This is a genomic window from Lysobacter enzymogenes (assembly GCF_900106525.1).
GTDB lineage: Bacteria > Pseudomonadota > Gammaproteobacteria > Xanthomonadales > Xanthomonadaceae > Lysobacter > Lysobacter enzymogenes.
This window is the reverse complement of record NZ_FNOG01000004.1, coordinates 435410-456985: the sequence shown is the minus strand read 5'-3', so window position 1 is coordinate 456985 and position 21576 is coordinate 435410. Positions and strand designations below refer to the sequence as shown.

At 69.4% G+C, this 21576-nt stretch carries 20 protein-coding genes; 14 read left to right on the top strand and 6 right to left on the bottom strand.

Translation table 11 applies throughout. The features are described from left to right. Window positions 1-112: 112 nt before the first annotated feature. The 3 genes from BLU84_RS12875 to yidD are packed head-to-tail and all read right to left on the bottom strand — an operon-like array spanning window position 113 to window position 2594. Complete coding sequence (locus BLU84_RS12875; RefSeq protein ID WP_074867424.1) at window positions 113-1009, bottom strand: M23 family metallopeptidase; 897 nt, start codon at window positions 1007-1009, stop codon at window positions 113-115. Further along, window positions 1006-2337, bottom strand: coding sequence for a dihydroorotase (locus BLU84_RS12870; RefSeq protein ID WP_074867422.1), 1332 nt, complete (start codon window positions 2335-2337; stop codon window positions 1006-1008). Before BLU84_RS12870 ends, BLU84_RS12875 begins: the two co-directional genes overlap by 4 nt. After that, on the bottom strand, window positions 2322-2594 hold the full coding sequence (gene yidD / locus BLU84_RS12865) for a membrane protein insertion efficiency factor YidD (protein WP_074867421.1): 273 nt from the start codon (window positions 2592-2594) through the stop codon (window positions 2322-2324). The genes BLU84_RS12870 and yidD overlap by 16 nt, the downstream gene beginning before the upstream one ends. Window positions 2595-2962: 368 nt before the next feature. Between yidD and dksA the strand changes: the two genes are divergently transcribed. The 3 genes from dksA to BLU84_RS12850 all read left to right on the top strand — a co-directional run bounded on the left by dksA (window position 2963) and on the right by BLU84_RS12850 (window position 5366). Further along, window positions 2963-4042, top strand: coding sequence for an RNA polymerase-binding protein DksA (gene dksA, locus BLU84_RS12860; protein WP_074867420.1), 1080 nt, complete (start codon window positions 2963-2965; stop codon window positions 4040-4042). A 435-nt stretch (window positions 4043-4477) separates the two neighbouring features. Beyond that, entirely contained in the window at window positions 4478-4951 is a 474-nt protein-coding gene (locus tag BLU84_RS12855) for a nucleoside deaminase (protein WP_074867418.1), read from the top strand. 64 nt (window positions 4952-5015) lie between these two features. Then, window positions 5016-5366, top strand: a complete 351-nt coding sequence (locus BLU84_RS12850; protein ID WP_074867415.1) for a hypothetical protein — start codon at window positions 5016-5018, stop codon at window positions 5364-5366. Between the two features lie 6 nt (window positions 5367-5372). Here BLU84_RS12850 and BLU84_RS12845 read toward each other — a convergent pair whose 3' ends face one another. Genes BLU84_RS12845 through cysS form a run of 3 tightly spaced genes read right to left on the bottom strand, consistent with a single transcriptional unit; the run spans window position 5373 to window position 8570 of the window. Beyond that, window positions 5373-6608: an MFS transporter gene (locus BLU84_RS12845; protein ID WP_074867923.1), complete on the bottom strand. Its 1236-nt coding sequence runs from the start codon at window positions 6606-6608 to the stop codon at window positions 5373-5375. Between the two features lie 53 nt (window positions 6609-6661). Then, on the bottom strand, window positions 6662-7114 hold the full coding sequence (locus BLU84_RS12840; RefSeq protein ID WP_074867413.1) for a SufE family protein: 453 nt from the start codon (window positions 7112-7114) through the stop codon (window positions 6662-6664). 55 nt (window positions 7115-7169) lie between these two features. Beyond that, window positions 7170-8570: a cysteine--tRNA ligase gene (cysS, locus tag BLU84_RS12835; protein WP_074867411.1), complete on the bottom strand. Its 1401-nt coding sequence runs from the start codon at window positions 8568-8570 to the stop codon at window positions 7170-7172. Window positions 8571-8798: 228 nt separating this feature from the next. Here cysS and BLU84_RS12830 point away from each other — a divergent pair, with 228 nt between their 5' ends. The 11 genes from BLU84_RS12830 (at window position 8799) to BLU84_RS12780 (ending at window position 21560) form a co-directional block, all read left to right on the top strand. Then, window positions 8799-9269, top strand: coding sequence for a hypothetical protein (locus BLU84_RS12830; protein ID WP_074867408.1), 471 nt, complete (start codon window positions 8799-8801; stop codon window positions 9267-9269). Window positions 9270-9725: 456 nt separating this feature from the next. Continuing rightward, on the top strand, window positions 9726-10730 hold the full coding sequence (locus BLU84_RS12825; protein WP_074867406.1) for an N-acetylornithine carbamoyltransferase: 1005 nt from the start codon (window positions 9726-9728) through the stop codon (window positions 10728-10730). Between the two features lie 154 nt (window positions 10731-10884). Next, window positions 10885-12081, top strand: coding sequence for an argininosuccinate synthase (locus tag BLU84_RS12820; protein ID WP_074867404.1), 1197 nt, complete (start codon window positions 10885-10887; stop codon window positions 12079-12081). Window positions 12082-12244: 163 nt separating this feature from the next. After that, the gene (locus tag BLU84_RS12815; protein WP_074867400.1) at window positions 12245-13339 is read left to right on the top strand and encodes an acetylornithine deacetylase; all 1095 of its coding nucleotides are present in this window, start codon (window positions 12245-12247) and stop codon (window positions 13337-13339) included. After that, entirely contained in the window at window positions 13336-14667 is a 1332-nt protein-coding gene (locus tag BLU84_RS12810; RefSeq protein WP_074867398.1) for an acetylglutamate kinase, read from the top strand. Before BLU84_RS12815 ends, BLU84_RS12810 begins: the two co-directional genes overlap by 4 nt. Before the next feature lies 1 nt (window position 14668). Further along, on the top strand, window positions 14669-15286 hold the full coding sequence (locus BLU84_RS12805; RefSeq protein ID WP_074867395.1) for a GNAT family N-acetyltransferase: 618 nt from the start codon (window positions 14669-14671) through the stop codon (window positions 15284-15286). After that, window positions 15279-16250, top strand: coding sequence for an N-acetyl-gamma-glutamyl-phosphate reductase (argC, locus tag BLU84_RS12800; protein ID WP_074867392.1), 972 nt, complete (start codon window positions 15279-15281; stop codon window positions 16248-16250). Before BLU84_RS12805 ends, argC begins: the two co-directional genes overlap by 8 nt. Window positions 16251-16420: 170 nt before the next feature. Further along, window positions 16421-17752 (top strand): proline--tRNA ligase, encoded by a 1332-nt coding sequence (proS, locus tag BLU84_RS12795; RefSeq protein WP_074867390.1) that lies wholly within the window; start codon window positions 16421-16423, stop codon window positions 17750-17752. A gap of 33 nt (window positions 17753-17785) precedes the next feature. Beyond that, window positions 17786-19075, top strand: a complete 1290-nt coding sequence (argH, locus tag BLU84_RS12790; protein WP_074867388.1) for an argininosuccinate lyase — start codon at window positions 17786-17788, stop codon at window positions 19073-19075. Next, window positions 19072-20283: a glutamate 5-kinase gene (gene proB / locus BLU84_RS12785; RefSeq protein ID WP_074867386.1), complete on the top strand. Its 1212-nt coding sequence runs from the start codon at window positions 19072-19074 to the stop codon at window positions 20281-20283. The genes argH and proB overlap by 4 nt, the downstream gene beginning before the upstream one ends. Continuing rightward, complete coding sequence (locus BLU84_RS12780; RefSeq protein ID WP_074867384.1) at window positions 20280-21560, top strand: glutamate-5-semialdehyde dehydrogenase; 1281 nt, start codon at window positions 20280-20282, stop codon at window positions 21558-21560. Before proB ends, BLU84_RS12780 begins: the two co-directional genes overlap by 4 nt. Window positions 21561-21576 lie beyond the last annotated feature (16 nt).

Here is a 21576-nt window from a genome sequence, read left to right as displayed (position 1 = left end):
CCGGGCGCGCGCACGATTTCGCCGCGATCCGATGCCCCGCAGTCGCGGCTCGCGCCGCTCCTACAGGTAGATCGCAGCCATCATCGCTTCGTAGTCAACGCGACAGCGCCCTTTACGGCGTCGCCTTGCCAGCCGCCTGCGCCCGCTCCAGCACCAGCAGCGGATCGATGCGCACGTCGAACCAGTTCATGCCCCAATGCAGGTGCGGCCCGGTGGCGCGGCCGGTCGCACCGACCGCGCCGACGATCTGGCCCTGGGCGATGCGGTCGCCCACCTTCACGTCGATGCGCGAGAGGTGCAGGAAGTTCGAGCTGACGCCATGCCCGTGATCGAGCAGCACGGTGCCGCCGGTGAGGTACAAGTCGGGCGCGGCGAAGGTGATCACGCCGGCGGTCGGCGCTTTCACCGGCGTGCCGGTCGGCGCGGCGATGTCCATGCCCGAATGGCCGGAGCCCTTCTGGCCGTTGTAGACGCGCTGGTTGCCGAAGCGGCCGCTGATGCGGCCCTGTACCGGCCACTGGAACGGCTGGGCGAAGTCGGGGCGCTCGTCGTCGCGCACGCGCGCGGCGGTCACCTGCGCCTGTTCGCGCTCGATCCGCGCGGCGATTTCCGGCGGCGGGTTGACGGTCTTCGGCGGGACGCCCTGGATGTATTCGGTCGGAAAATCGCGCGGCGTCACCGCAATCGCCGCGCGTTGCGGCGCGCCGCCCGGCGACTGCACCTCGACGCTGAGCGTACCGCTGGCGTCGCGGCCGACGCCGAACACCACGCTTCCGTAGGGCGTGACCCGCAAGGTCCGGCCACCGTAGCGCACCACGCTGCCCGGCGGCACCTTGCCGATCACCATCGAGCCTTGCGGCACCGAAGCGGGAAATACCGTTCGCGCATCGGCCGCCTGCGCCGGCGCGGCATTGCCGTCGGGAATCGTGCCGGAAGCGACCACCTGCGCCGATGCCGCCGGCGCCGCGGCCGCCAGCAACAGCGCGGCCGCGTGCATCGCAACCCTCATCGCGCGAACGCCAGACGCTGCCCGTTCGGCGCGCCGACCAGCGACACGCCGTCCCAGGCCAACTGGCCGTTGACCCAGGTCGAGGCGATGCGGCTGCGGAAGGTGCGGCCTTCGAACGGCGACCAGCCGCACTTGGACAGCACGTCCTCGCGCGCCACCGTGTACGGCGTGTCGTCGATCAGCACCAGGTCGGCGAAATAGCCTTCGCGCAGGAAACCGCGCAGCTCCACGTCGAACAGCTTGGCCGGCGCGTGGGCGAACTTGTCGACCACCTGCGCCGTGCTCAGCCGGCCTTCGTGCACCAGCTCCAGCGCGGCGTTGAGCGCGAACTGCACCAGCGGCAGGCCGCTCGGCGCGGAGGTGTAAGGGCGCGCTTTTTCTTCCAGCGTGTGCGGCGCGTGGTCGGTGGCGAGCACGTCGATCACGTTCTCGGCCACCGCGCGGATCAGCGCCTCGCGGTCGGCCGGATCCTTGATCGCCGGATTGCACTTGATCAGATGGCCGAGCTTTTCGTAATCGCTGCGATCGAAGCGCAGGAAGTGGATGCAGGTCTCGGCGGTGATGCGCTTGCCTTCGATCGGGCCGGGCTGGAACAGCGCCAGCTCGTCGGCGGTGCTGATGTGCAGCACGTGCAGGCGGGTGTTGTGCTTGCGCGCCAGCGAGATCGCCAGCTCGGTCGACTTCTTGCACGCTTCGCGCGAGCGGATGTCGGGATGGAACTGCGCCGGGATGTCGTCGCCGTACTTCGCCTTGTAGCGGGCGAGCTCGGCGTCGATCATCGGCGTGTCTTCGCAGTGGGTGATGATCGGCGTGGGCACGTCGCGGAAGATCGCGTCCAGCGTGACCGGATCGTCGACCAGCATGTTGCCGGTGGACGCGCCCATGAACACCTTCACCCCCGGCGCGCTGCGCGGGTCCAGCGACTGGATCGCGGCGAGGTTGTCGTTGCTCGCGCCAAGATAGAAGCCGAAGTTGCCCCAGGCGCGGCCGGCGGCGCGGCGGTATTTGTCTTCCAGCGCGGCCGCATCCAGGGTCGGCGGGCTGGTGTTGGGCATGTCCATGAACGTGGTCAGCCCGCCGGCCACCGCCGCGGCCGATTCGGTGGCCATGTCGGCCTTGTATTCCATGCCCGGTTCGCGGAAGTGGACCTGGTCGTCGATCATGCCCGGCAGCAGGCGGCGGCCGCGCGCGTCGATCACGGTCTCGCCGGCGCGCGCCGACAGGCCGGCGCCGATTTCGGCGATGCGCTCGCCGTCGATGCGCAGGTCGCCGTCGTATTCGCGTCCTTCGTTGACCAGGCGGGCGTTGACGATCAGGGTCGATGGCATGAGCAGTGTCCGGAAGAGTCGGGGGAGGCGGCGGGGTCTTCGGTGCCGGGCACCGGGTCGTAGCCGCCGGGATGCAGCGGATGGCAGCGCGCCAGCCGCTTGAGCGTGAGCCAGCTGCCCTTGAGCGCGCCGTAATGCGCGATCGCCGTCATCGAATACGACGAACAGCTCGGGTGGAAGCGGCAACGCTGGCCGAGCAGGGGGCTGATCCAGCGTTTGTAGCCGCGCAGCAGGACGAGGAGGAGGCGGGCGATCACGTTTCCTTAATGCCGGCAACGGTAGTGACGGTGCGGGGAAGGGCGCGAGGTAAAGCCCCGCGCCGGGACGTATTTTACGCCTCCGGCGGGCGTGTCGCGGACCCCGTGCGGCGCGGTTGCCGCGGGTGCCCCGGCAGGGTATAACAGCGCGCTTTCCCCAAAACAAGGCAAGTGCAAGACGAAGGTCCGCCGCGGCGCGAAACGCGAAGCCGTGCCGTCCGGGCCGGGCGAAAACCGGCGTTGCGCCGGATTTCACTTGCGGTCATCGAACGCATGTGCATTTGATGGCCGGGTGGGTCATGCTTGGCCCGCGATGCCGCCGGACCGCGTCCGGCGGCGCCCTCAGGGAATAGAAGGACAAGCCTGTCGTGGCAGTGAAAAAACCTGCGAAGAAGGCCGCCAAGGCCGCCAAGAAGACCGTCAAGCCGGCCGCGAAGAAGGCTGCCAAGCCTGCGCCGAAGAAGACGGCGGCGAGCAAGCCGGCGGTCAAGAAGGCGCCGGCCAAGGCGGCGGCCAAGAAGGTCGCGGCCAAGCCGGCCGCCAAGGCGGCCCCGGTCAAGGCCGCTGCGGCCAAGAAGGCGGCGCCGGCCAAACCCGCGGCCAAGCCGGTCGCAGCCAAGCCGGCGGCGACCAAGGCGGCCGCACCGGCCAAGCCCGCCGCGGCGGCCAAGCCGGTCGCAACCAAAGCGACGCCGATCAAGCAAACTGCCGCCAAGGCCGACCTTAAAAAAGTTGAAGCGAACAAGCCTCAAGCTGTGAAGCAGCCGCCTGCGCCGAGCGCACAGCGAACCCCACCGCAACCTGCCAAGCCGGCCGCCCCGGCGTCCAAAGCGAAGCAGGCCGACAGCATCTCCGACAAAAGCAAGAACACAGTGACCCAGACAGCATCCAGCAATCCTCCCGCCGGCAAGCCCGCGGCCGCTGCGGCCCGTCCGGCCGGCAAGGTCGCCGTGGCGGTGACCACCAAGGCGCCGTCCTCGCCCGCGCCGAAGACCAAGGTCAAGGTCGTTCAGTACAAGAACGATCCCGCGACCGGCCGTCCGATCGTGCCGGAGGGCTACAAGCCCACCTCGGACGAGGAATACATGAACCCGCTGCAGCTCGAGTATTTCCGTCAACGCCTGTTGCAATGGCGCACGGATCTGGTCGAGGAATCCAAGCAGACCATCGAGAACCTCAAGGACGAAGTGCGCGACGTCGGCGACGAAGCCGAGCGCGCGACCCGCGAGACGGAGAACTCGCTGGAACTGCGCACCCGCGACCGCTACCGCAAGCTGATCAGCAAGATCGACAGCACGCTCAAGCGCGTGGACTCGGGCGACTACGGTTTCTGCGTCGATACCGGCGAAGAGATCGGCCTGGATCGCCTGGAGGCGCGCCTGACCGCCGAACGCACCATCGACGCGCAGGAGCGTTGGGAGCACATGCAGAAGCAGATGGGCGACTGAGCCCGTCGGCTTGCGGCATCCGACGAAAGCCCGGCTTCGGCCGGGCTTTTTCGTTTTCGGCGCATCGAGGCCGCGCCGAGGCCGCGCCGAGGCCGCTTCGTTCGCGGCAGCGCTCGCGACAGCACCCGAGACAGCGCCCGAGACAGCGCCCGAGACAGCGCCCGAGACAGCGCCCGAGACAGCGCCCGCGTTTCCCCCAAGCCGTCATCCCCGCGAGGGCGGGGATCCAGAGACTTCAGAGTGGTGTCGCGGTAAATCCCTGGATCCCCGCTTTCGCGGGGATGACGGCTTGGGGCAAGCGCCGCACCGCGCACCGCGCACCGCAACGGGAGCGGTAGCGACGGTCGCGGACGCGGCCGCAAGCCGCCAAGATCGGTCCACGCCGCGCGCGCCTCGCACAGGCACGCTGTCCTCCTCGCCGCCGCGGAGCCCGCCATGAACGACCGCCCTGCCGACCCGCGTCATCTCGAATTCATGCGCGAAGCCATCGCCCTGGCGCGTGCCAACGCCGCCGCCGGCGGCCGCCCGTTCGGCGCGGTGGTGGTGCGCGACGGGCAGGCGATCGCGCGCGCCGCCAACCGCATCGTCGAAACCGGCGACCCGACCGCGCACGCCGAACTGCTGGCGATCCGCGCGGCCGCGCACGCGCTCGGCCTGACCCGGCTGACGGGCTGCACGATCTACGCCAGCGGCCATCCCTGTCCGATGTGCCTGGCGGCGATGCACCTGGCCGGCATCGAGGCCGCGTATTACGCCTATTCGAACGAGGACGGCGAAGCGTTCGGCCTGTCCACCGCCGCGGTCTACGCGCAGATGGCGCTGCCGCCGGCGCAGCAAACGCTACCGTTGCGGCAACTGCGGCCGCACGAGGAGGCCGGCTTGTACGCGCAATGGGCGCAGCGCGCCTGACGCCGGCCGGCGCGGCGCGCGGCGAATGCGGCTAGGATGCCGGCTTCGCCAGGAGAATCCGCGCATGGAACAAGCGATCCTGATCTTCGGCCCGGTGCTGGTGTTGGGCTGGAACGTGTTGCTGTGGCATTGGTCGCGCGGCTATCTGCGCTATGCCGCGGTGGCGATGTTTGCGCTCAACCTGCTGGTCGGCTCGCCGCTGATCGGCGTGCTCGGCTGGAAGCTGGCCAGCCAGGACGTCGATACGAACTACGTCGACGGTTACGCCGACGTGCTCGTCGCCATCGCCGTGGGGCTGTTCAATGGCGTGGTCGCGCTGCTGGGCGCGATCGCGGTGGCGCTGCGCAAGCCGCCGGCCGCGTCCAAGGACGAGCGCGACCGCACCGGCGAAGATCGCCGCGACCGGCCGCGCTGAGCGGCCTCACTGCAAGTCGCGCAAATCCAGCCGGCGCAGCTTCGGCGCCAGTTTCGCGGTGGCGCCGACCACGGCCAGGGTCATGCAGCCGCCGAAGATCACCGACGGCACCAGGCCCATCAGCTTGGCCGCCAGGCCCGATTCGAATGCGCCCAGCTCGTTCGACGAGCCGATGAAGATGCCGTTGATCGACGACACCCGCCCGCGCATCTCGTCGGGCGTGGACAACTGCAGGATGGTCGAACGCAGCACCACCGACACGCCGTCGCACATGCCCGACAGCATCAGCATCAGCGCCGACAGCCAGAACTCGCGCGACAGGGCGAAGCCGATGATGCACAGGCCGAAGCCGGCCACCGCCCACAGCAGCAGGCGCCCGGCGTGCTTCTGCGGCGGATGCCGCGCCAGCCACAGCCCCATCATCACCGCGCCGGCGGCCGGCGCCGCGCGCAGCACGCCCAGCGCTTCGGGGCCGTAATGCAGTACGTCGTGGATGAAGGCCGGCAGCAGCGCGACCGCGCCGCCGAACAGCACCGAGAACATGTCCAGCGCCTGCGCGCCGAGCACGACCTGGTTGTTGAACACGAAGCGCAGGCCTTCGCCGATGCTTTGGAACACCGGCGCGCATTCGGCCGGCGGCGGCGGTTCGGTCACGCGCAGGGTGATGATGGCGATCGCGCCGGCCAAAGCGAAGGCCGCTGCGACCAGATACGCCGAAGTCTTCCCGCCCCAAGCCACCAGCACGCCGCCCAAGGCCGGACCCAACACCAACCCGGTCTGCATCACCACGCTGCTCACGCCCGCGCCGCGGGCGAAGTGCTCGCGCTTGAGCACGCGCGCGAACAGCGACATGTACACCGGCGACAGGAACGCACGCACCACGCCGTTGATGGCGATGGCAGCGAAGATGGTGAAGGTGCCGATGCCGAACGCGCCGGCCGGCAAGGTGTCGCTGGCGACGCCGGCCAGCATCAAGGTGGTCAGCAGCAGGCCCAGGCAGGCGAACATGCCGAGCTTGCGCCGCGGCAGGTGGTCGACCGCGTAGCCGGCGAACAGCGCGAAGCAGAAGTAGGGCACGACCTCGGTCAGGCCGATCAGGCCCAGCGCGAACGGATCGCGGGTGAGCTCGTAGACGTGCCAGCCGACCGTCACCGCGACGATCTGGTAGGACAGCATCGCCAGCAGGCGATAGATCAGCAGGCCGGCGAAGCCGGGATTGCGCAGCAACTGCGAGGCGCTGATCGGGCCGCCTGCGTCGGGGTCCTGCGGACTGTCGGCGCGGGCGGCGGCCTCGCTCACAGCCGCCGTTGCGCTTGTTCGCGGATGTAGGCCAGCAGCGCGGCCAGGCCGTTGCTGCGGGTCGGCGAGAGGTGCTTGGCCAGGCCGATGTCGGCGATGTAGTCGGCCGAAGTGGCGATGATCTCGGTGGCGCTGCGGCCGCTGTAGACGCGCAGCGCCAGGTAGATCAGGCCCGAGACGATGGCCGAATCGCTGATCGCGTGGAAGACGAGCTTGTCGGCATCGCCGTCGACCACGATCCAGACCATCGACTGGCAACCGAGCAGCCGGTGCTCCTCGGTCTTGTAGGCCTCCGGCAGGTCCGGCAGCTTGCGGCCGAGGTCGATCAGATATTGATAACGCTCGGACCAGTCGCCGAAGAAGGCGAATTCGTCGCGGATCGCGGCCTGGGCCTCGGCGGCGCTGGGTTCGAGCGGGAAGGGCGAAGCGGGGAGGGCGGGGGCGTTCATCAAAACCGGGTGGGAGTGGGCGCGGAGCGAAGGCGGAAGCGAAGCGGCGCAGCGCTCAGATCCGCCTTTCCTTTTCCAGTTCGGGGCGCTTGCGCACCCAGCGCACGCCCTGCGGCGTGTCTTCGAGCAGGATGTTTTCTTCGGCGAGCTGCTGGCGGATGGCGTCGGCGCGGGCGAAGTCGCGCGCCTTCTTGGCCGCGTTGCGTTCGTCGACCAGCGCCTGGATGCGCACGTCGTCCTGGTCGCCGGCGGCGCCGGCGAACCACACCGCCGGATCCTGCTGCAGCAGGCCCAGGGCCAGGCCGGCGCCAATCAACTCGCGCTTGAGCCGGGCCTGTTCGGCCGGATCGGTCGCCTTGCGCGCTTCCGAGGCGATGCGGGCGATCTCGGCCAGCGCCTGCGGCGTGCCCAGGTCGTCGTTCAGCGCGGCCTCGATCTCGGCCGGAATGGCGAACTCGCCGGGATCGACGCCGGCCAGGTCGCGCAAGGTGCCGTACAGCCGGTCGAGCGTGCGCGCGCAGCGTTCGATCAGCTCCGGCGACCAGTCCAGCGGCTGGCGGTAGTGCGCCGACAGCAGCGCGTAGCGCAGCGCCTCGGCCGGATGCTTGCGCAGCAGGTCGTGCACGGTCTCGATGTTGCCCCGCGACTTGGCCATCTTCTCGCCGTCGAAGGTCAGCATGCCGTTGTGCAGCCAGAACCGCGCGAACACCCGGCCGCCGTGCGCGCATTCGCTCTGCGCGATCTCGTTCTCGTGGTGCGGGAACATCAAATCGTTGCCGCCGGCGTGGATGTCGATGGTCTCGCCCAGATGGGCGGCGGCCATCGCCGAGCATTCGATATGCCAGCCCGGGCGGCCGCGGCCCCAGGGCGAATCCCAGCCGGGCAGGTCGCCGGTGGAGGGCTTCCACAGCACGAAATCGCCGGCGTCGCGCTTGTACGGGGCGACCTCGATGCGCGCGCCGGCGCGCATGTCGTCGATGTCGCGGCGCGAGAGCTTGCCGTAATCGGGGTAGCTCTCGATCGAGAACAGCACGTGGCCTTCGGCCTCGTAGGCATGGCCGCTGGCGACCAGGCCTTCGATCATGGTCACGATTTCGCCGATGTGCGCGGTCGCCGCCGGCTCGATGTCCGGCAGGCGTACGCCCAGCGCGCCCATGTCCTGGCGGTAGATCGCGGCGAAGCGCTCGGTGATGGCCGAGATCGGCACCTTCTGCTCGGCCGCCGCGGCGTTGATCTTGTCGTCCACGTCGGTGATGTTGCGCGCATAGGCCAGCGCGCCGTAGCGGCGGCGCAGCAGCGCGGCCAGCACGTCGAACACGACCGGGCCGCGGGCGTTGCCGATATGGGCGTAGTTGTAGACCGTGGGGCCGCAGACATACATCGTCGGGCGGGCCGGATCCAGCGGGGCGAAGGCTTCGACCTGTCGCGACAGGCTGTTGTAGAGATGCAGGCTCATGGACGCAGGGCTTGGGTTCGGGTTCATTCTAGCGGCCGAGTGTGTCGGGCGGGCCACTAATCCCGGCCGGATCCGGCGAATCGGTCCAACTTCGGCCGATCCGGCGCGGTCGGCCGGGCCACGGCGGGCCCGCGCAAGCACCGGCGGCACGGGGTCTAAAGGCGGGATTCAGGCCATCCCGGCAGACTGCTCTTACACTTTATTCACGAATCCAGCGCCGCGAGCCCGATGAACCGACTTCTTCTGCAGGTCCCGATCCTGGCGCTGTCCGGCGCCGTGGCGGTCCTGTGGACGGCGCCCGCGCCGGCCCAGCAGCACACCACCGTGCTGCAGGCCGAGAACGTCCGCTTCGATTACGCCCAGGTATTGCGGGTCACCCCGGTCTACCAGACCCTGCGCGCGACCACGGTCGAGCAGCAGTGCGACCCCGAGGAAGGCAAGACCGATTCGCGCCTGCAGCGGGTGCTGGGCACGGTGCGCGAGGCCCTGGGCCGCGAGCGCGACCCCAAGCCCAGCACCGGCGAGAACTGCCGCCCGGTGCCGGTGGAGCGCGAGTTCCGCCGGCCCATCGCCTACGACGTGGACTACGTCTACAAAGGCAACCGGTTCCGCTCGCGCCTGCCCGAAGACCCTGGCAACAAGCTCAAGGTCCGGGTCGCGGTGACCCCGGTGGTGGCGCCGATCAGCACCGCGCGCTGAGCGCCCGGTCCGGCCGCGACGGCCGACCGATGCTTTTCCGAGCGCCCGCGGGCGCCGCCATCCTCCCAGTTCCCGGCTCGGCCGGCCCAGGCGGCTTGCGCCCGCGCCCGTCGCATGGCAGCATTCGCGGCCTCATGAACCCGAACTACGCCGACGCCGACGTTCTGACCTCCGCCTACATGGCGGCGGGCATGACCTCGCGCGCGCGCCGACCGTTGCCCTGCCAATCCGCTGGGTGACGGATCGCGCCGTCGTTCGTGTAACAAGCCGCACACACGAAAAGCCCAGCCTAGCGCTGGGCTTTTTTGTTTTTCACGGTCGGGAATCGGGAACGGGAAACAGGCCCTGGGCGCCATCGGACGCCGGCGCCCGCTTCCCCTCGCGACTGCCGGTCACCGCGTCACCGCTTTGCCGATTCCTCATTCTCCATTCCCGATTCCCGGACTCGACCCAACGATGAAGCACTTCCTCAACACCCAGGACTGGTCGCGCGCCGACCTCGACGCGCTGCTGGCGCAGGCGGCCGCGTTCAAGCGCAACAAGTTCGGCGACCAGCTCAAGGGCAAATCCGTCGCCCTGGTGTTCTTCAACCCGTCCATGCGCACCCGCACCAGCTTCGAACTGGGCACGTTCCAGCTCGGCGGCCACGCCGTGGTGCTGCAGCCGGGCAAGGACGCGTGGCCGATCGAGTTCGACCTGGGCACGGTGATGGACGGCGACACCGAGGAGCACATCGCCGAAGTGGCGCGGGTGCTGGGCCGCTACGTCGACCTGATCGGCGTGCGCGCGTTCCCGAAGTTCGTCGATTGGGCCTACGACCGCCAGGACGTGGTGCTCAAGGCCTTCGCCAAGTATTCGCCGGTGCCGGTCATCAACATGGAGACCATCACCCATCCCTGCCAGGAGCTGGCCCACGCGCTGGCCCTGCAGGAGCGCTTCGGCACCACCGACCTGCGCGGCAAGAAGTACGTACTGACCTGGACCTACCACCCCAAGCCGCTCAACACCGCGGTGGCGAACTCGGCGCTGACCATCGCCACGCGCTTAGGCATGGACGTGACCCTGCTGTGCCCGACCCCCGAGTACGTGCTCGACGAGCGCTACATGGGCTGGGCCGAGCAGAACGTCGCCGAGAGTGGCGGTTCGCTCACGGTCAGCCACGACATCGACAGCGCCTACCGCGGCGCCGACGTGGTCTACGCCAAGAGCTGGGGCGCGCTGCCGTACTTCGGCAACTGGGCCCCGGAAAAGCCGATCCGCGACCAGTACAAGCACTTCATCGTCGACGAAGCCAAGATGGCGCTGACCAACAACGGCGTCTTCAGCCACTGCCTGCCGCTGCGCCGCAACGTCAAGGCGACCGACGCGGTGATGGATTCGCCGAACTGCATCGCCATCGACGAAGCCGAGAACCGCCTGCACGTGCAGAAGGCGGTGATGGCGGCGTTGATCGGCCAGTAACCCGTATTGCTCCCTCTCCCGCACAGTGGGAGAGGGTTGGGGTGAGGGCGCTGTCCGCCTTGGCTCCGAAACACCCGCTTCATCCGTTTGCCCCCACCCCGACCCTCCCCCGCAAGCGGGGGAGGGAGCCAAACAGAGCAGAGACTTTCCGAACATGAGCAAAGACATCGTCCTCGCCTTCTCCGGCGGCCTCGACACCAGCTTCTGCGTGCCCTACCTGCAAGAGCGCGGCTGGGCCGTGCACACCGTGTTCGCCGACACCGGCGGCGTCGATGCCGAGGAGCGCGCCTTCATCGAACAGCGCGCCGCCGAACTGGGCGTGACCAGCCACGTCACCGTCGACGGCGGCCCGGCGATCTGGTCGGGCTTCGTCAAGCCGTTCGTGTGGGCCGGCGAGGGCTACCAGGGCCAGTACCCGCTGCTGGTGTCCGACCGTTACCTGATCGTCGAAGCCGCGCTCGCGCGCGCCGCCGAACTGGGCACCAAGGCCATCGCCCACGGCTGCACCGGCATGGGCAACGACCAGGTCCGCTTCGACCTGGCGGTGAAGGCGCTGGGCGATTACGAAATCGTCGCGCCGATCCGCGAAATCCAGAAGGAACACACCGAAGTCCGCGCCTACGAGCAGAAGTATCTGGAAGAACGCGGCTTCGGCGTGCGCGCCAAGCAGAAGGCCTACACCATCAACGAGAACCTGCTCGGCCTGACCATGTCCGGCGGCGAGATCGACCGCTGGCAGGCGCCGGGCGAGGGCGCGGTGGGCTGGTGCAAGCCGCGCGCGCAGTGGCCGGAGCAAGCGCTGCGGGTCAAGCTGAGCTTCGAAAACGGCGAGGCGGTGGCGCTGGACGGCGAGAAGATCGCCGGCCACACGCTGCTGGCCAAGCTCAACGCGCTGTTCGCGCAGTACGGCGTTGGCCGTGGCCTGTACACCGGCGACACCACCATCGGCCTGAAGGGCCGCATCATCTTCGAAGCGCCGGGCCTGATCGCGCTGCTGACCGCGCACCGCGCGCTGGAAGAGGCGGTGCTGAGCAAACAGCAGAACCGCTTCAAGCCGGACGTGGCGCGCAAGTGGGTCGAGCTGGTGTACGAAGGCTTCTACCACGACCCGCTCAAGACCGACCTGGAAGCGTTCCTGGCCAGCTCGCAGAGCACGGTCAACGGCGAGGTGACCCTGGAAACCCAGGGCGGCATCGTCAACGCGGTGGCCATCGACTCCAAGCACATCCTCAATGCCAAGGGCGCGACCTACGCGCAGGCGGCCGACTGGGGCGTGGCCGAGGCCGAAGGCTTCATCAAGCTGTTCGGCATGAGCAGCACGCTGTGGGCGGAAATCAACCGCAAGGGCTGATCCCGTGAAAGCCCCTCTCCCGCGTGCGGGAGAGGGTCAGGGTGAGGGCAGAGCGCGGCGATCCCGCACACCCTCACCCTGACCCTCTCCCGCAAGCGGGAGAGGGGACGCAAGCGAAGCCGCTGCGGTGACGCCCCCGACCGACTCCAACTAACCGCCGACCATGCTCCCCGAAGTCCTAAACCACCTGCACGCCCTGGTCTCCTACGACACCCGCAACCCGCCGCGCGACATCGGCACCGGCGGCATTTTCGATTACCTGCGCAGCCAGCTGCCCGGCTTCCGCATCGAGGTGACCGACTTCGGCGCCGGCGCGGTGTCGATGCTGGCAGTGCGCGGCAACCCGCGCCGGCTGTTCAACGTGCACCTGGACACGGTGCCCTCGTCGGAAGCCTGGAGCGCGGACCCGCACACGCTGCGCGTCGGCGCGGATCGCGCCATCGGCCTGGGCGCCTGCGACATCAAGGGCGCGGCCGCGGGCCTGCTGGCTGCGGCCGCCGTCACCGACGGCGATGCGGCGTTCCTGTTCTCCACCGACGAAGAAGCCAACGACGCGCGCTGCATCGCCGGCTTCCTCGCCACCAATCACGGTTTCACCGAGGCCATCGTCGCCGAGCCGACCATGTGCGAGGCGGTGCTGGCCCACCGCGGCATCAGCTCGGTGCTGCTGCGCTTCCGCGGCGTCGCCGGGCATGCCTCCGGCGCCAACGCCATGCAGGCCAGCGCGCTGCACCAGGCGGTGCGCTGGGGCGGCAAGGCGCTGGACTACGTCGAAGCGCAGTCGCACCAGCGCTTCGGCGGCCTGACCGGACTGCGCTTCAACATCGGCCGCATCGAGGGCGGGATCAAGGCCAACATGATCGCGCCCAGCGCCGAGCTGCGCTTCGGTTTCCGCCCGCTGCCGTCGCAGTCCATCGACGGCCTGCACGAGACCTTCGGCACGCTCACCGACGCCGGCGCGATCGAGCGCTACGAAGAAACCTTCCGCGGCCCGCCGCTGCCGGCCGGCGGCGTGGCCGAGGCCGAGGATCGCCGACTGGAAGCGCGCGACCTCGCCGACGCGCTCAACCTGCCGATCGGCAACGCGGTGGACTTCTGGACCGAAGCCTCGCTGTTCTCGGCCGGCGGCCTGACCGCCATCGTCTACGGCCCCGGCGACATCGCCCAGGCCCACACCGCCGACGAATGGGTCGCGCTGGAACAACTCGAACGTTACGCCCAGAGCGTAGCGCGCATCATCGGGAGCAAGGCGCAATGAGCGTTTCCATGGACAACCACCTGCAGACCCGCCAGACCATTGTGCGGCTGCTGTCGAGCATGGCCTCGGCCAAGGAAATCTCGCAATACCTCAAGCGCTTCTCGCAGCTCGATTCCAAGCGTTTCGCCGTGGTCAAGGTCGGCGGCGCGGTGCTGCGCGACGATCTGGCCGCGCTGACCTCGTCGCTGGCGTTCCTGCAGGACGTGGGCCTCACCCCCATCGTCATCCACGGCGCCGGCCCGCAGCTCGACGAAGAACTGTCGGCCGCCGGCATCGTCAAGCAGACCGTGGGCGGCCTGCGCGTGACCTCGCCCGAAGCGCTGGCGATCGTGCGCCGGGTGTTCCAGTCGCAGAACCTCAAGCTGGTCGAAGCGCTGCAGTCCGGCGACGGCCGCGCCACCTCGATCATCTCCGGCGTGTTCGAAGCCGACTACCTCGACCGCGACACCTACGGCCTGGTCGGCGAGGTCAAGAAGGTCAACCTCGCGCCGATCGAAGCCAGCCTGCAGGCCGGTTCGATTCCGGTCATCGCCAGCCTCGGCGAAACCGCCGGCGGGCAGATCCTCAACGTCAACGCCGACTTCGCCGCCAACGAACTGGTGCAGGTGCTGCAGCCGTACAAGATCGTGTTCCTGACCGGCACCGGCGGCCTGCTCGACGACAACGGCCGGGTGATCGACTCGATCAACCTGTCGACCGAGTACGAACACCTGATCCAGCAGCCGTGGATCAACGGCGGCATGAAGGTCAAGATCGAGCAGATCAAGGACTTGCTGGACAAGCTGCCGCTGACCTCGTCGGTGTCGATCACCAAGCCGTCGGAGCTGGCCAAGGAACTGTTCACCCATAAGGGCTCGGGCACCCTGGTGCGGCGCGGCGAACGCGTGCTGCAGGCCTCGCGCTGGGACGAGCTGGATCTGGTGCGCCTGCGCGGGCTGATCGACTCGGCGTTCGGCCGCAAGCTGGTCGACGGCTATTTCGACAACACCAAGCTCAAGCAGGCCTACGTCAGCGAGAACTACCGCGCCGCCATCGTGCTGATCGAAGCCGACGACGGCCGCACCTACCTGGACAAGTTCGCCGTACTCGACGACGCGCAAGGCGAAGGCCTCGGCCGCGCGGTCTGGCAGGTGATGCGCGAGCAGAACCCGAGCGTATTCTGGCGCTCGCGCCACGGCAACGCGGTCAATCCGTTCTATTACTCCGAATCCGACGGCTGCCTGAAGCAGGAGAAGTGGAAGGTGTTCTGGTACGGCATGGACGGTTTCGACGAGATCGCCGCCTGCGTCGCGTACGCCGGCCGGCGCACGCCGACCCTGGAGGACTGAGATGGGCAACGCAGCCTGGACCGCGCAACCGCGCATGAGCGGCGAGCACGTAGCGCTGGAACCGCTGAGCCACGCCCACGCCGACGGTTTGCGCGCGGCCCTGGCCGGCGGCGAGCTGGCCAAGGCCTGGTACACCAACGTGCCGGCGCCCGAACGCGTGGACGGTTACATCGATGCGGCCCTGGCGATGCGCGACAAAGGCGTGGCCTGGCCGTTCGCCGTGCTCGACGCGCACGGCGAGGTAGTCGGCAGCACCCGCTACTACGACATGGACGCCGCGGTCCCGCGCGTCCAGATCGGCTACACCTTCTACGCCCCGCGCGTGCAGCGCACCGGCCTGAACACACAAGCCAAGCTGCTGTTGCTGCGACACGCGTTCGAAACCCTGGGCTGCATTGCGGTAGGCTTCGAAACCAGCTGGTTCAACCTGGCCTCGCGCACCGCGATCGCGCGCCTGGGCGCCAAGCAGGACGGCGTGCTGCGCAACCATCGCCGCCACGCCGACGGCAGCCCGCGCGACACGGTCGCGTTTTCGATCATCGATACGGAGTGGCCGGCGGTGAAGCGCAGCCTGCAGTACAAACTCGACCAGCACTCCAACGGAGCGGCGCATGGCTAAGACCATTGGCATCGTGGGCGCGCGCGGACACGTCGGCGCCGACCTGGTCCGGCTGATCGCCGCGCATCCGCAGTTCGAGCTGGCCTTCGTGTCCTCGCGCGAACTGGCCGGGCAGAAGCTCGCCGACCATATTCCCGAGTACGCGGCCAAGAACCCCGAGCTGCGCTACAGCTCGCCCAGCCACGAAGAACTGCCCGGCCTGGGCGCCGACGCGGTGGTGCTGGCGTTGCCCAACGGCAAGGCCGCCGACTGCGTGGCGGCGTTCGACGCCGTCGGCGTCGATCCGGTGGTGATCGATCTGTCGGCCGATTACCGCTTCGACGACCGTTGGTACTACGGCCTGCCGGAACTGACCCGCGCGCAATTCCACGGCCAGCGCCGGATCAGCAATCCCGGCTGCTACGCCAGCGCCATGCAGCTGGCGATCGCGCCGCTGCTCAACGTGCTGGAAGGGCCGGTGCAGTGCTTCGGCGTGTCCGGTTACTCCGGCGCGGGCACCACGCCCTCGGACAAGAACGACCCCGACAAGCTGCGCGACAACCTGATGCCCTACGCGCTGACCGGGCACCTGCACGAGCGCGAAGTGACCCGCCACCTCGGCCATCCGGTCGAGTTCATGCCGCACGTGGCGCCGCATTTCCGCGGCCTCACCGTCACCTCGAACCTGCATCTGGAGCGCCGCTTCGACCGCGAGGAACTGGTCGAGCACTACCACCGCCATTACGACGGCGAGCCGCTGGTGCGGGTGACCGAAGACGCGCCGTGGGTGAGCTCCATCGCCGGCCAACACCACGTCGACGTCGGCGGCTTCGCGCTGTCGGAAGACGGCCGCCGCGTGGTCGTGGTCTCCACCCTCGACAACCTGCTCAAGGGCGCGGCGACGCAGGCGCTGCAGAACCTCAACCTGGCCTTCGGCTACGACGAACTCAGCGGCATCGACGCCCACCCGCGACCGCGACCGTGACGCTTACGCCGCCCCTTTGCGCGCAAAGGGGCAGGGGATTCGCCCGGCCGCCGCACGCGCCCAGCCCGATGCGGGCCACGGCCGGCCGAGTCGCCCAGGCGCCCTTGCCTGCAAGGGACACCCGGTAAGACCGTCGGCCCACGTCTGGGCCCAGCGTTCGGAGTAAAGCCATGCGTCTGTCGCGTTATCTGTTGCCAACCCTGAAAGAAAACCCCGCCGAGGCGCAGATCGCCTCGCACCGTTTGATGCTGCGCGCCGGCCTGATCCGGCAAGAGGCCGCCGGCATCTACTCGTGGCTGCCGGCCGGCCTGCGCACGCTGCGTAAGATCGAAGCCATCGTGCGCGAGGAAATGAACCGCGCCGGCGCGCTCGAACTGCTGATGCCGACCCTGCAACTGGCCGACCTGTGGCGCGAAAGCGGCCGCTACGACGCCTACGGCCCGGAAATGCTGCGCATCCGCGACCGCCACGAGCGCGAGCTGCTGTACGGGCCCACCAACGAGGACATGGTCACCGCGATCTTCCGCGCCAACGTCAAGAGCTATCGCGCGCTGCCGCTGAACCTCTACCACGTGCAATGGAAGTTCCGCGACGAGCAGCGCCCGCGCTTCGGGGTGATGCGCGGGCGCGAGTTCCTGATGAAGGACGCGTACTCGTTCGACCTGGACGAAGCGTCCGCGCGCCGTTCCTACCAGCGCATGTTCGTCGCCTACCTGCGCACCTTCGCCCGCATGGGCATCCGCGCGATCCCGATGCGCGCGGAAACCGGCCCCATCGGCGGCGACCTCTCGCACGAGTTCCTGGTGCTGGCGCAGACCGGCGAATCGGCGGTGTACTGCGACAAGGCCGTGCTCGACCTGCCGATCCCCGGCGCCGGCGTCGATTACGACGGCGACCTCGACCCGATCGTCCAACAGTGGACCGCGCCTTACGCCGCCACCGAGGACGTGCACGACTTCGAACGCTTCGAACGCGAAGTGCCGGCCGAGCGCCGGGTGCAGACGCGCGGCATCGAAGTCGGCCAGGTGTTCTACTTCGGCACCAAGTATTCGGCACCAATGAAGGCGCTGGTGACCGGCCCCGACGGCAGCGACAAGCCGATCCACGGCGGCTCCTACGGCATCGGCGTGTCGCGCTTGCTAGGTGCGATCATCGAAGCCGGCCACGACGACGCCGGTATCGTCTGGCCCGACGCGGTGGCGCCGTTCAACGTCGGCATCGTCGATCTCGACCCCGGCGATGCGCAGGTCGGCGAAGTCTGCGCCGGCATCCAGAACTCGCTCGAAGCCCTCGGCCTGGACGCGCTGCACGACGACACCGACGAGCGCGCCGGGGTGAAGTTCGCGCGCATGGACCTGCTCGGCTTGCCGTGGCAGCTCATCGTCGGCCGCCGCGGCCTGGGCGAGGGCACGGTCGAGCTCAAGCGCCGCGCCACCGGCGAGCGCCTGAGCCTGGCCCCACACGACGCCGTCGCCCACATCGCCAACCATCTTTCTTCCTGAGTCTTTCCAGACCGCATTCGAGCGAACGCCCCCATGTCCGATCTGCTTTGGCAAAAACCCGGCGTCAAGGTCGACGCGCGCATCCAGAACTTCCTCGCCGGCGAGGACGTGATCCTGGACCGCGAATTCTTCGTGTTCGACATCCAGGCCAGCCGCGCGCACGCGCAGGGCCTGCAGCAGATCGGCATCCTCAGCGCCGAGGAACTCGACGGCCTGTCGCGCGAACTCGAGCTGTTGGCCGAAGACTTCCAGGCCGGCCGCTTCGTCCTCGACGAGCGCTTCGAAGACGGCCATTCGGCCATCGAAGGCCGCCTGATCGAACGCCTCGGCGATGCCGGCCGCAAGATCCACACCGGCCGCAGCCGCAACGACCAGATCCTGGTCGCCACCCGCCTGTGGCTCAAGGACCGCCTGGCGCGCGTGCACGCGCTGTGCGTGGAGACCGCCGAAGTCGCGCTGGCGCGCGCCGCGGCCGAACGCGACCTGCCGCTGCCGGGCTATACCCATCTGCAGCGCGCCGTGGTCTCCAGCGCCGGCATGTGGTGGGCGGCCTGGGCAGAAGGTTTTATCGACAACGCGGTGCGCGCGCGGCAGACGCTGGACTGGGTCGACGCCAACCCGCTCGGCAGCGCCGCCGGCTACGGCGTCAACCTGCCGCTGGCGCGCGACCACACCACCGCCGCGCTCGGCTTCGGCCGCATGCAGGTCTCCGCCGCTTATGCGCAGCTCTCGCGCGGCAAGTTCGAACTCGGCGCGATCGACGCGCTGTCCACCGCCTTGCTCGACCTGCGCCGGCTGGCCTGGGACCTGAGCCTGTTCACCAGCGCCGAATTCGGCTTCGTCGCGCTGCCGGCCGAGTACACCACCGGCAGCTCGATCATGCCGAACAAGCGCAACCCGGATGTGATCGAACTCATGCGCGCCAGCTACGCCGCCGCTGCGGCCGCGCGCGCGGAAATCGAACACCTGCTGTCGCTGCCCTCGGGCTACCACCGCGATCTGCAGTTCTCCAAGGGCGCGATCTTCCACGCCTTCGGCCGCGGCCTGGGCGCGCTGGAACTGCTGCCCGACCTGCTGCGCAACCTGGAATGGAAGCCGCAGGCGATGCGCGCCGCGCTCGACCCGTCGATGTACGCCACCGACCTCGCCGTCGATCTGGCCCGCCAAGGCCTGCCGTTCCGCGACGCCTACAAGCAGGCCGCCGACCCGGCGCGCTGGGCCCAGGGCGACCCGGAAGCCAGCCTGGCCGCGCGCGTCTCGCCCGGCGCCGCCGCCGATCTGCGCCTGGACGTGTTGCAGGCGCGCTTGAAGGAACTCACATGAGCGCGACGGCAAAGGACTTCGCCGCGCAGCCTTTGCCGTCCTGGCGCCGCGCCGTGCTCAAGGTCGGCAGCAGCCTGCTGGCCGGCTTCGACGGCGGCGGGCTCGACCCGCGCTATGCCGCGGGCCTGGCGCGCTTCATCGAAAGCGCGCGCGAACAACAGCGCGAAGTGGTGCTGGTGTCGTCCGGCGCGGTCGCCGCCGGGCGCAGCCGGATCCAGGCCGGCGGCGACGGGCTGGTGCTGCGGCAGGCGCTGGCCTCGCTCGGCCAGGCCTCGCTGATCGCGTTCTGGCAGCAACTGTCCAGCGTGCCGGTCGCGCAGGTGCTGCTGACCCACGACGACCTGCGCAACCGCCGCCGCTACCTCAACGCACGCGCCTCGCTGCGCGAGCTGCTGCGGCTGGGCACGCTGCCGGTCATCAACGAAAACGACACCGTCGCCGTCGATGAGCTCAAGCTCGGCGACAACGACAACCTCGCCGCGGCGGTGGCCTCGCTGGTCGATGCCGACCTGCTGCTGATCGCCACCGACATCGGCGGGCTCTACAGCGGGCATCCGCAGCGCGACCCGAGCGCGCGGCCGATCGAGCGCGTCGCCGCGGTCACGCCCGAGCTGTTGCTCGCCGCCAGCGGCGGCGCCGGCGCGCTCGGCACCGGCGGCATGCGCACCAAGCTCGAAGCCGCGGCCAAGGCCGCCACCGCCGGCGTCGCCACCGCGCTGTTCTGCGGGCGCGACAGCGATGTAGTGGATGCGTTGGCGCAGGGCCGCCTGCACGGCACCTTGGTGTCCGCGCAGAGCGACCGTCTGCGCGCGCGCAAGCAATGGCTGCGCCACGCCCCGGCCAGCGGCAGCCTGTTGATCGACGCCGGCGCCGCCAACGCCTTGCGCGTGCGCGGCGCCTCGCTGCTGCCCGGCGGCGTGGTCGCGGTGCAGGGCGAGTTCCGTCGCGGCGACGTGGTCGAGTTGCGCGTGGCCGAAGGCGACGACGCGGTGGGGCGCGGGCTGGTGCAGTACAGCGCCGGCGAACTGGTGCGCATCAAGGGCCGGCACAGCCGCGATATCGAGGCCGTGCTGGGCTTCGGTTATGGCGAATCGGTCGTGCATCGCGACGATCTGGTGATGATCGGCGACAAGGCGGCCGCATCCGCGCCGGTAGCCGCCATCGAATCCGCGACTTTCGAATCGAACAGCCAAGAGGCAGCGCAATGAGCGGTTACGTACGCACTCTCGCCGAACGCGCGCGCGCGGCCTCGCTGACCCTGGCCGCGCTCGACGGCGCCGAACGCGCCGCGCTGATCGCAGCCATGGCCGGCCAACTCGACGCGCAGCGCGAAGCCATCCTCGCCGCCAACGCCGAGGACGTTGCCCGCGGCGAAGCCGGCGGCCTCAGCGCCGCCATGCTCGACCGCCTGCGCCTGGACCCGCCGCGTCTGGCCGCCATCGCCGCTGCCCTGCGCGAAGTGGCCGCGCAGCCCGACCCGCTCGACGGCGTCACCCGCAGCGAAACCCGCGCCAACGGCCTGACCATCGAACGCCAGCGCGTGCCGCTGGGCCTGATCGCGATGATCTACGAATCGCGCCCCAACGTGACCGCCGACGCCGCCGCGCTGTGCCTGAAGGCCGGCAACGCCGTGCTGCTGCGTGGCGGTTCGGAAGCGCGCGCCAGCAACGCCGCCATCGCCGCCGCCCTGCATGCCGCACTGCGCGAACGCGGCCTGCCGGAGGCCGCGGTGTCGTTGATCGAAGACACCGCGCGCGAACACGTGCTGGAACTGCTGCAACTGTCCGACCTGATCGACCTGGCCATCCCGCGCGGCGGCGAAAGCCTGATCCGCTTCGTAGCCGAACACGCGCGCGTGCCGGTGATCAAGCACTACAAAGGCGTCTGCCATCTTTACGTGGACCGTGCCGCCGATCTCGATCTCGCGCTGAACCTGCTGGTGGACGGCAAGGCCTCGCGCCCCGGCGTGTGCAACGCGCTGGAAACCTTGCTGGTGCACCAGGACATCGCGCCCGCCTTCGTGCCGCGCGCGCTCGCGGCGCTGTCCGGCCGCGGCGTGCAAGTGCGCGGCTGCGAGCGCATCCGTGCCTTGGCGAGCGACAGCGGCATCGACGTAGCCGCCGCCGACGACAGCGACTACCCCGCCGAATACCTCGACCTCATCATCGCCGCCCGCGTCGTCGACGACCTCGACGCCGCACTGGCGCACATCGCCCGTTACGGCTCCGACCACACCGAAGTGATCGCCAGCGAAGACCCCGCGACCGCCGACGCCTTCGTCCGCCGCACCCGCAGCTCCGCGGTGATGGTCAACGCCTCCTCGCGCTTCAACGACGGCGGCCAACTCGGCCTCGGCGCCGAGATCGGCATTTCCACCACCCGCCTGCACGCCTACGGCCCGATGGGCGTGGAATCGCTGACCATCGAACGCTTCGTCGTGCGCGGGGCAGGGCAAGTCCGCCACCCCGAATCCCTGAATCGCTGAGCCCCACGCACCGCCC

What these genes read in the sequence shown, in the direction of transcription:
- BLU84_RS12825 (WP_074867406.1), top strand. Translation starts at nt 9,726, where the DNA reads ATGAAGCACTTCCTCAACACCCAGGACTGGTCGCGCGCCGACCTCGAC.
- BLU84_RS12780 (WP_074867384.1), top strand. Translation starts at nt 20,280, where the DNA reads ATGAGCGGTTACGTACGCACTCTCGCCGAACGCGCGCGCGCGGCCTCG.
- proS (WP_074867390.1), top strand. Translation starts at nt 16,421, where the DNA reads ATGCGTCTGTCGCGTTATCTGTTGCCAACCCTGAAAGAAAACCCCGCC.
- proB (WP_074867386.1), top strand. Translation starts at nt 19,072, where the DNA reads ATGAGCGCGACGGCAAAGGACTTCGCCGCGCAGCCTTTGCCGTCCTGG.
- BLU84_RS12810 (WP_074867398.1), top strand. Translation starts at nt 13,336, where the DNA reads ATGAGCGTTTCCATGGACAACCACCTGCAGACCCGCCAGACCATTGTG.
- cysS (WP_074867411.1), bottom strand. Translation starts at nt 8,570, where the DNA reads ATGAGCCTGCATCTCTACAACAGCCTGTCGCGACAGGTCGAAGCCTTC.
- BLU84_RS12830 (WP_074867408.1), top strand. Translation starts at nt 8,799, where the DNA reads ATGAACCGACTTCTTCTGCAGGTCCCGATCCTGGCGCTGTCCGGCGCC.
- BLU84_RS12840 (WP_074867413.1), bottom strand. Translation starts at nt 7,114, where the DNA reads ATGAACGCCCCCGCCCTCCCCGCTTCGCCCTTCCCGCTCGAACCCAGC.
- BLU84_RS12870 (WP_074867422.1), bottom strand. Translation starts at nt 2,337, where the DNA reads ATGCCATCGACCCTGATCGTCAACGCCCGCCTGGTCAACGAAGGACGC.
- BLU84_RS12855 (WP_074867418.1), top strand. Translation starts at nt 4,478, where the DNA reads ATGAACGACCGCCCTGCCGACCCGCGTCATCTCGAATTCATGCGCGAA.
- argH (WP_074867388.1), top strand. Translation starts at nt 17,786, where the DNA reads ATGTCCGATCTGCTTTGGCAAAAACCCGGCGTCAAGGTCGACGCGCGC.
- BLU84_RS12805 (WP_074867395.1), top strand. Translation starts at nt 14,669, where the DNA reads ATGGGCAACGCAGCCTGGACCGCGCAACCGCGCATGAGCGGCGAGCAC.
- BLU84_RS12875 (WP_074867424.1), bottom strand. Translation starts at nt 1,009, where the DNA reads ATGAGGGTTGCGATGCACGCGGCCGCGCTGTTGCTGGCGGCCGCGGCG.
- BLU84_RS12820 (WP_074867404.1), top strand. Translation starts at nt 10,885, where the DNA reads ATGAGCAAAGACATCGTCCTCGCCTTCTCCGGCGGCCTCGACACCAGC.
- BLU84_RS12850 (WP_074867415.1), top strand. Translation starts at nt 5,016, where the DNA reads ATGGAACAAGCGATCCTGATCTTCGGCCCGGTGCTGGTGTTGGGCTGG.
- BLU84_RS12815 (WP_074867400.1), top strand. Translation starts at nt 12,245, where the DNA reads ATGCTCCCCGAAGTCCTAAACCACCTGCACGCCCTGGTCTCCTACGAC.
- argC (WP_074867392.1), top strand. Translation starts at nt 15,279, where the DNA reads ATGGCTAAGACCATTGGCATCGTGGGCGCGCGCGGACACGTCGGCGCC.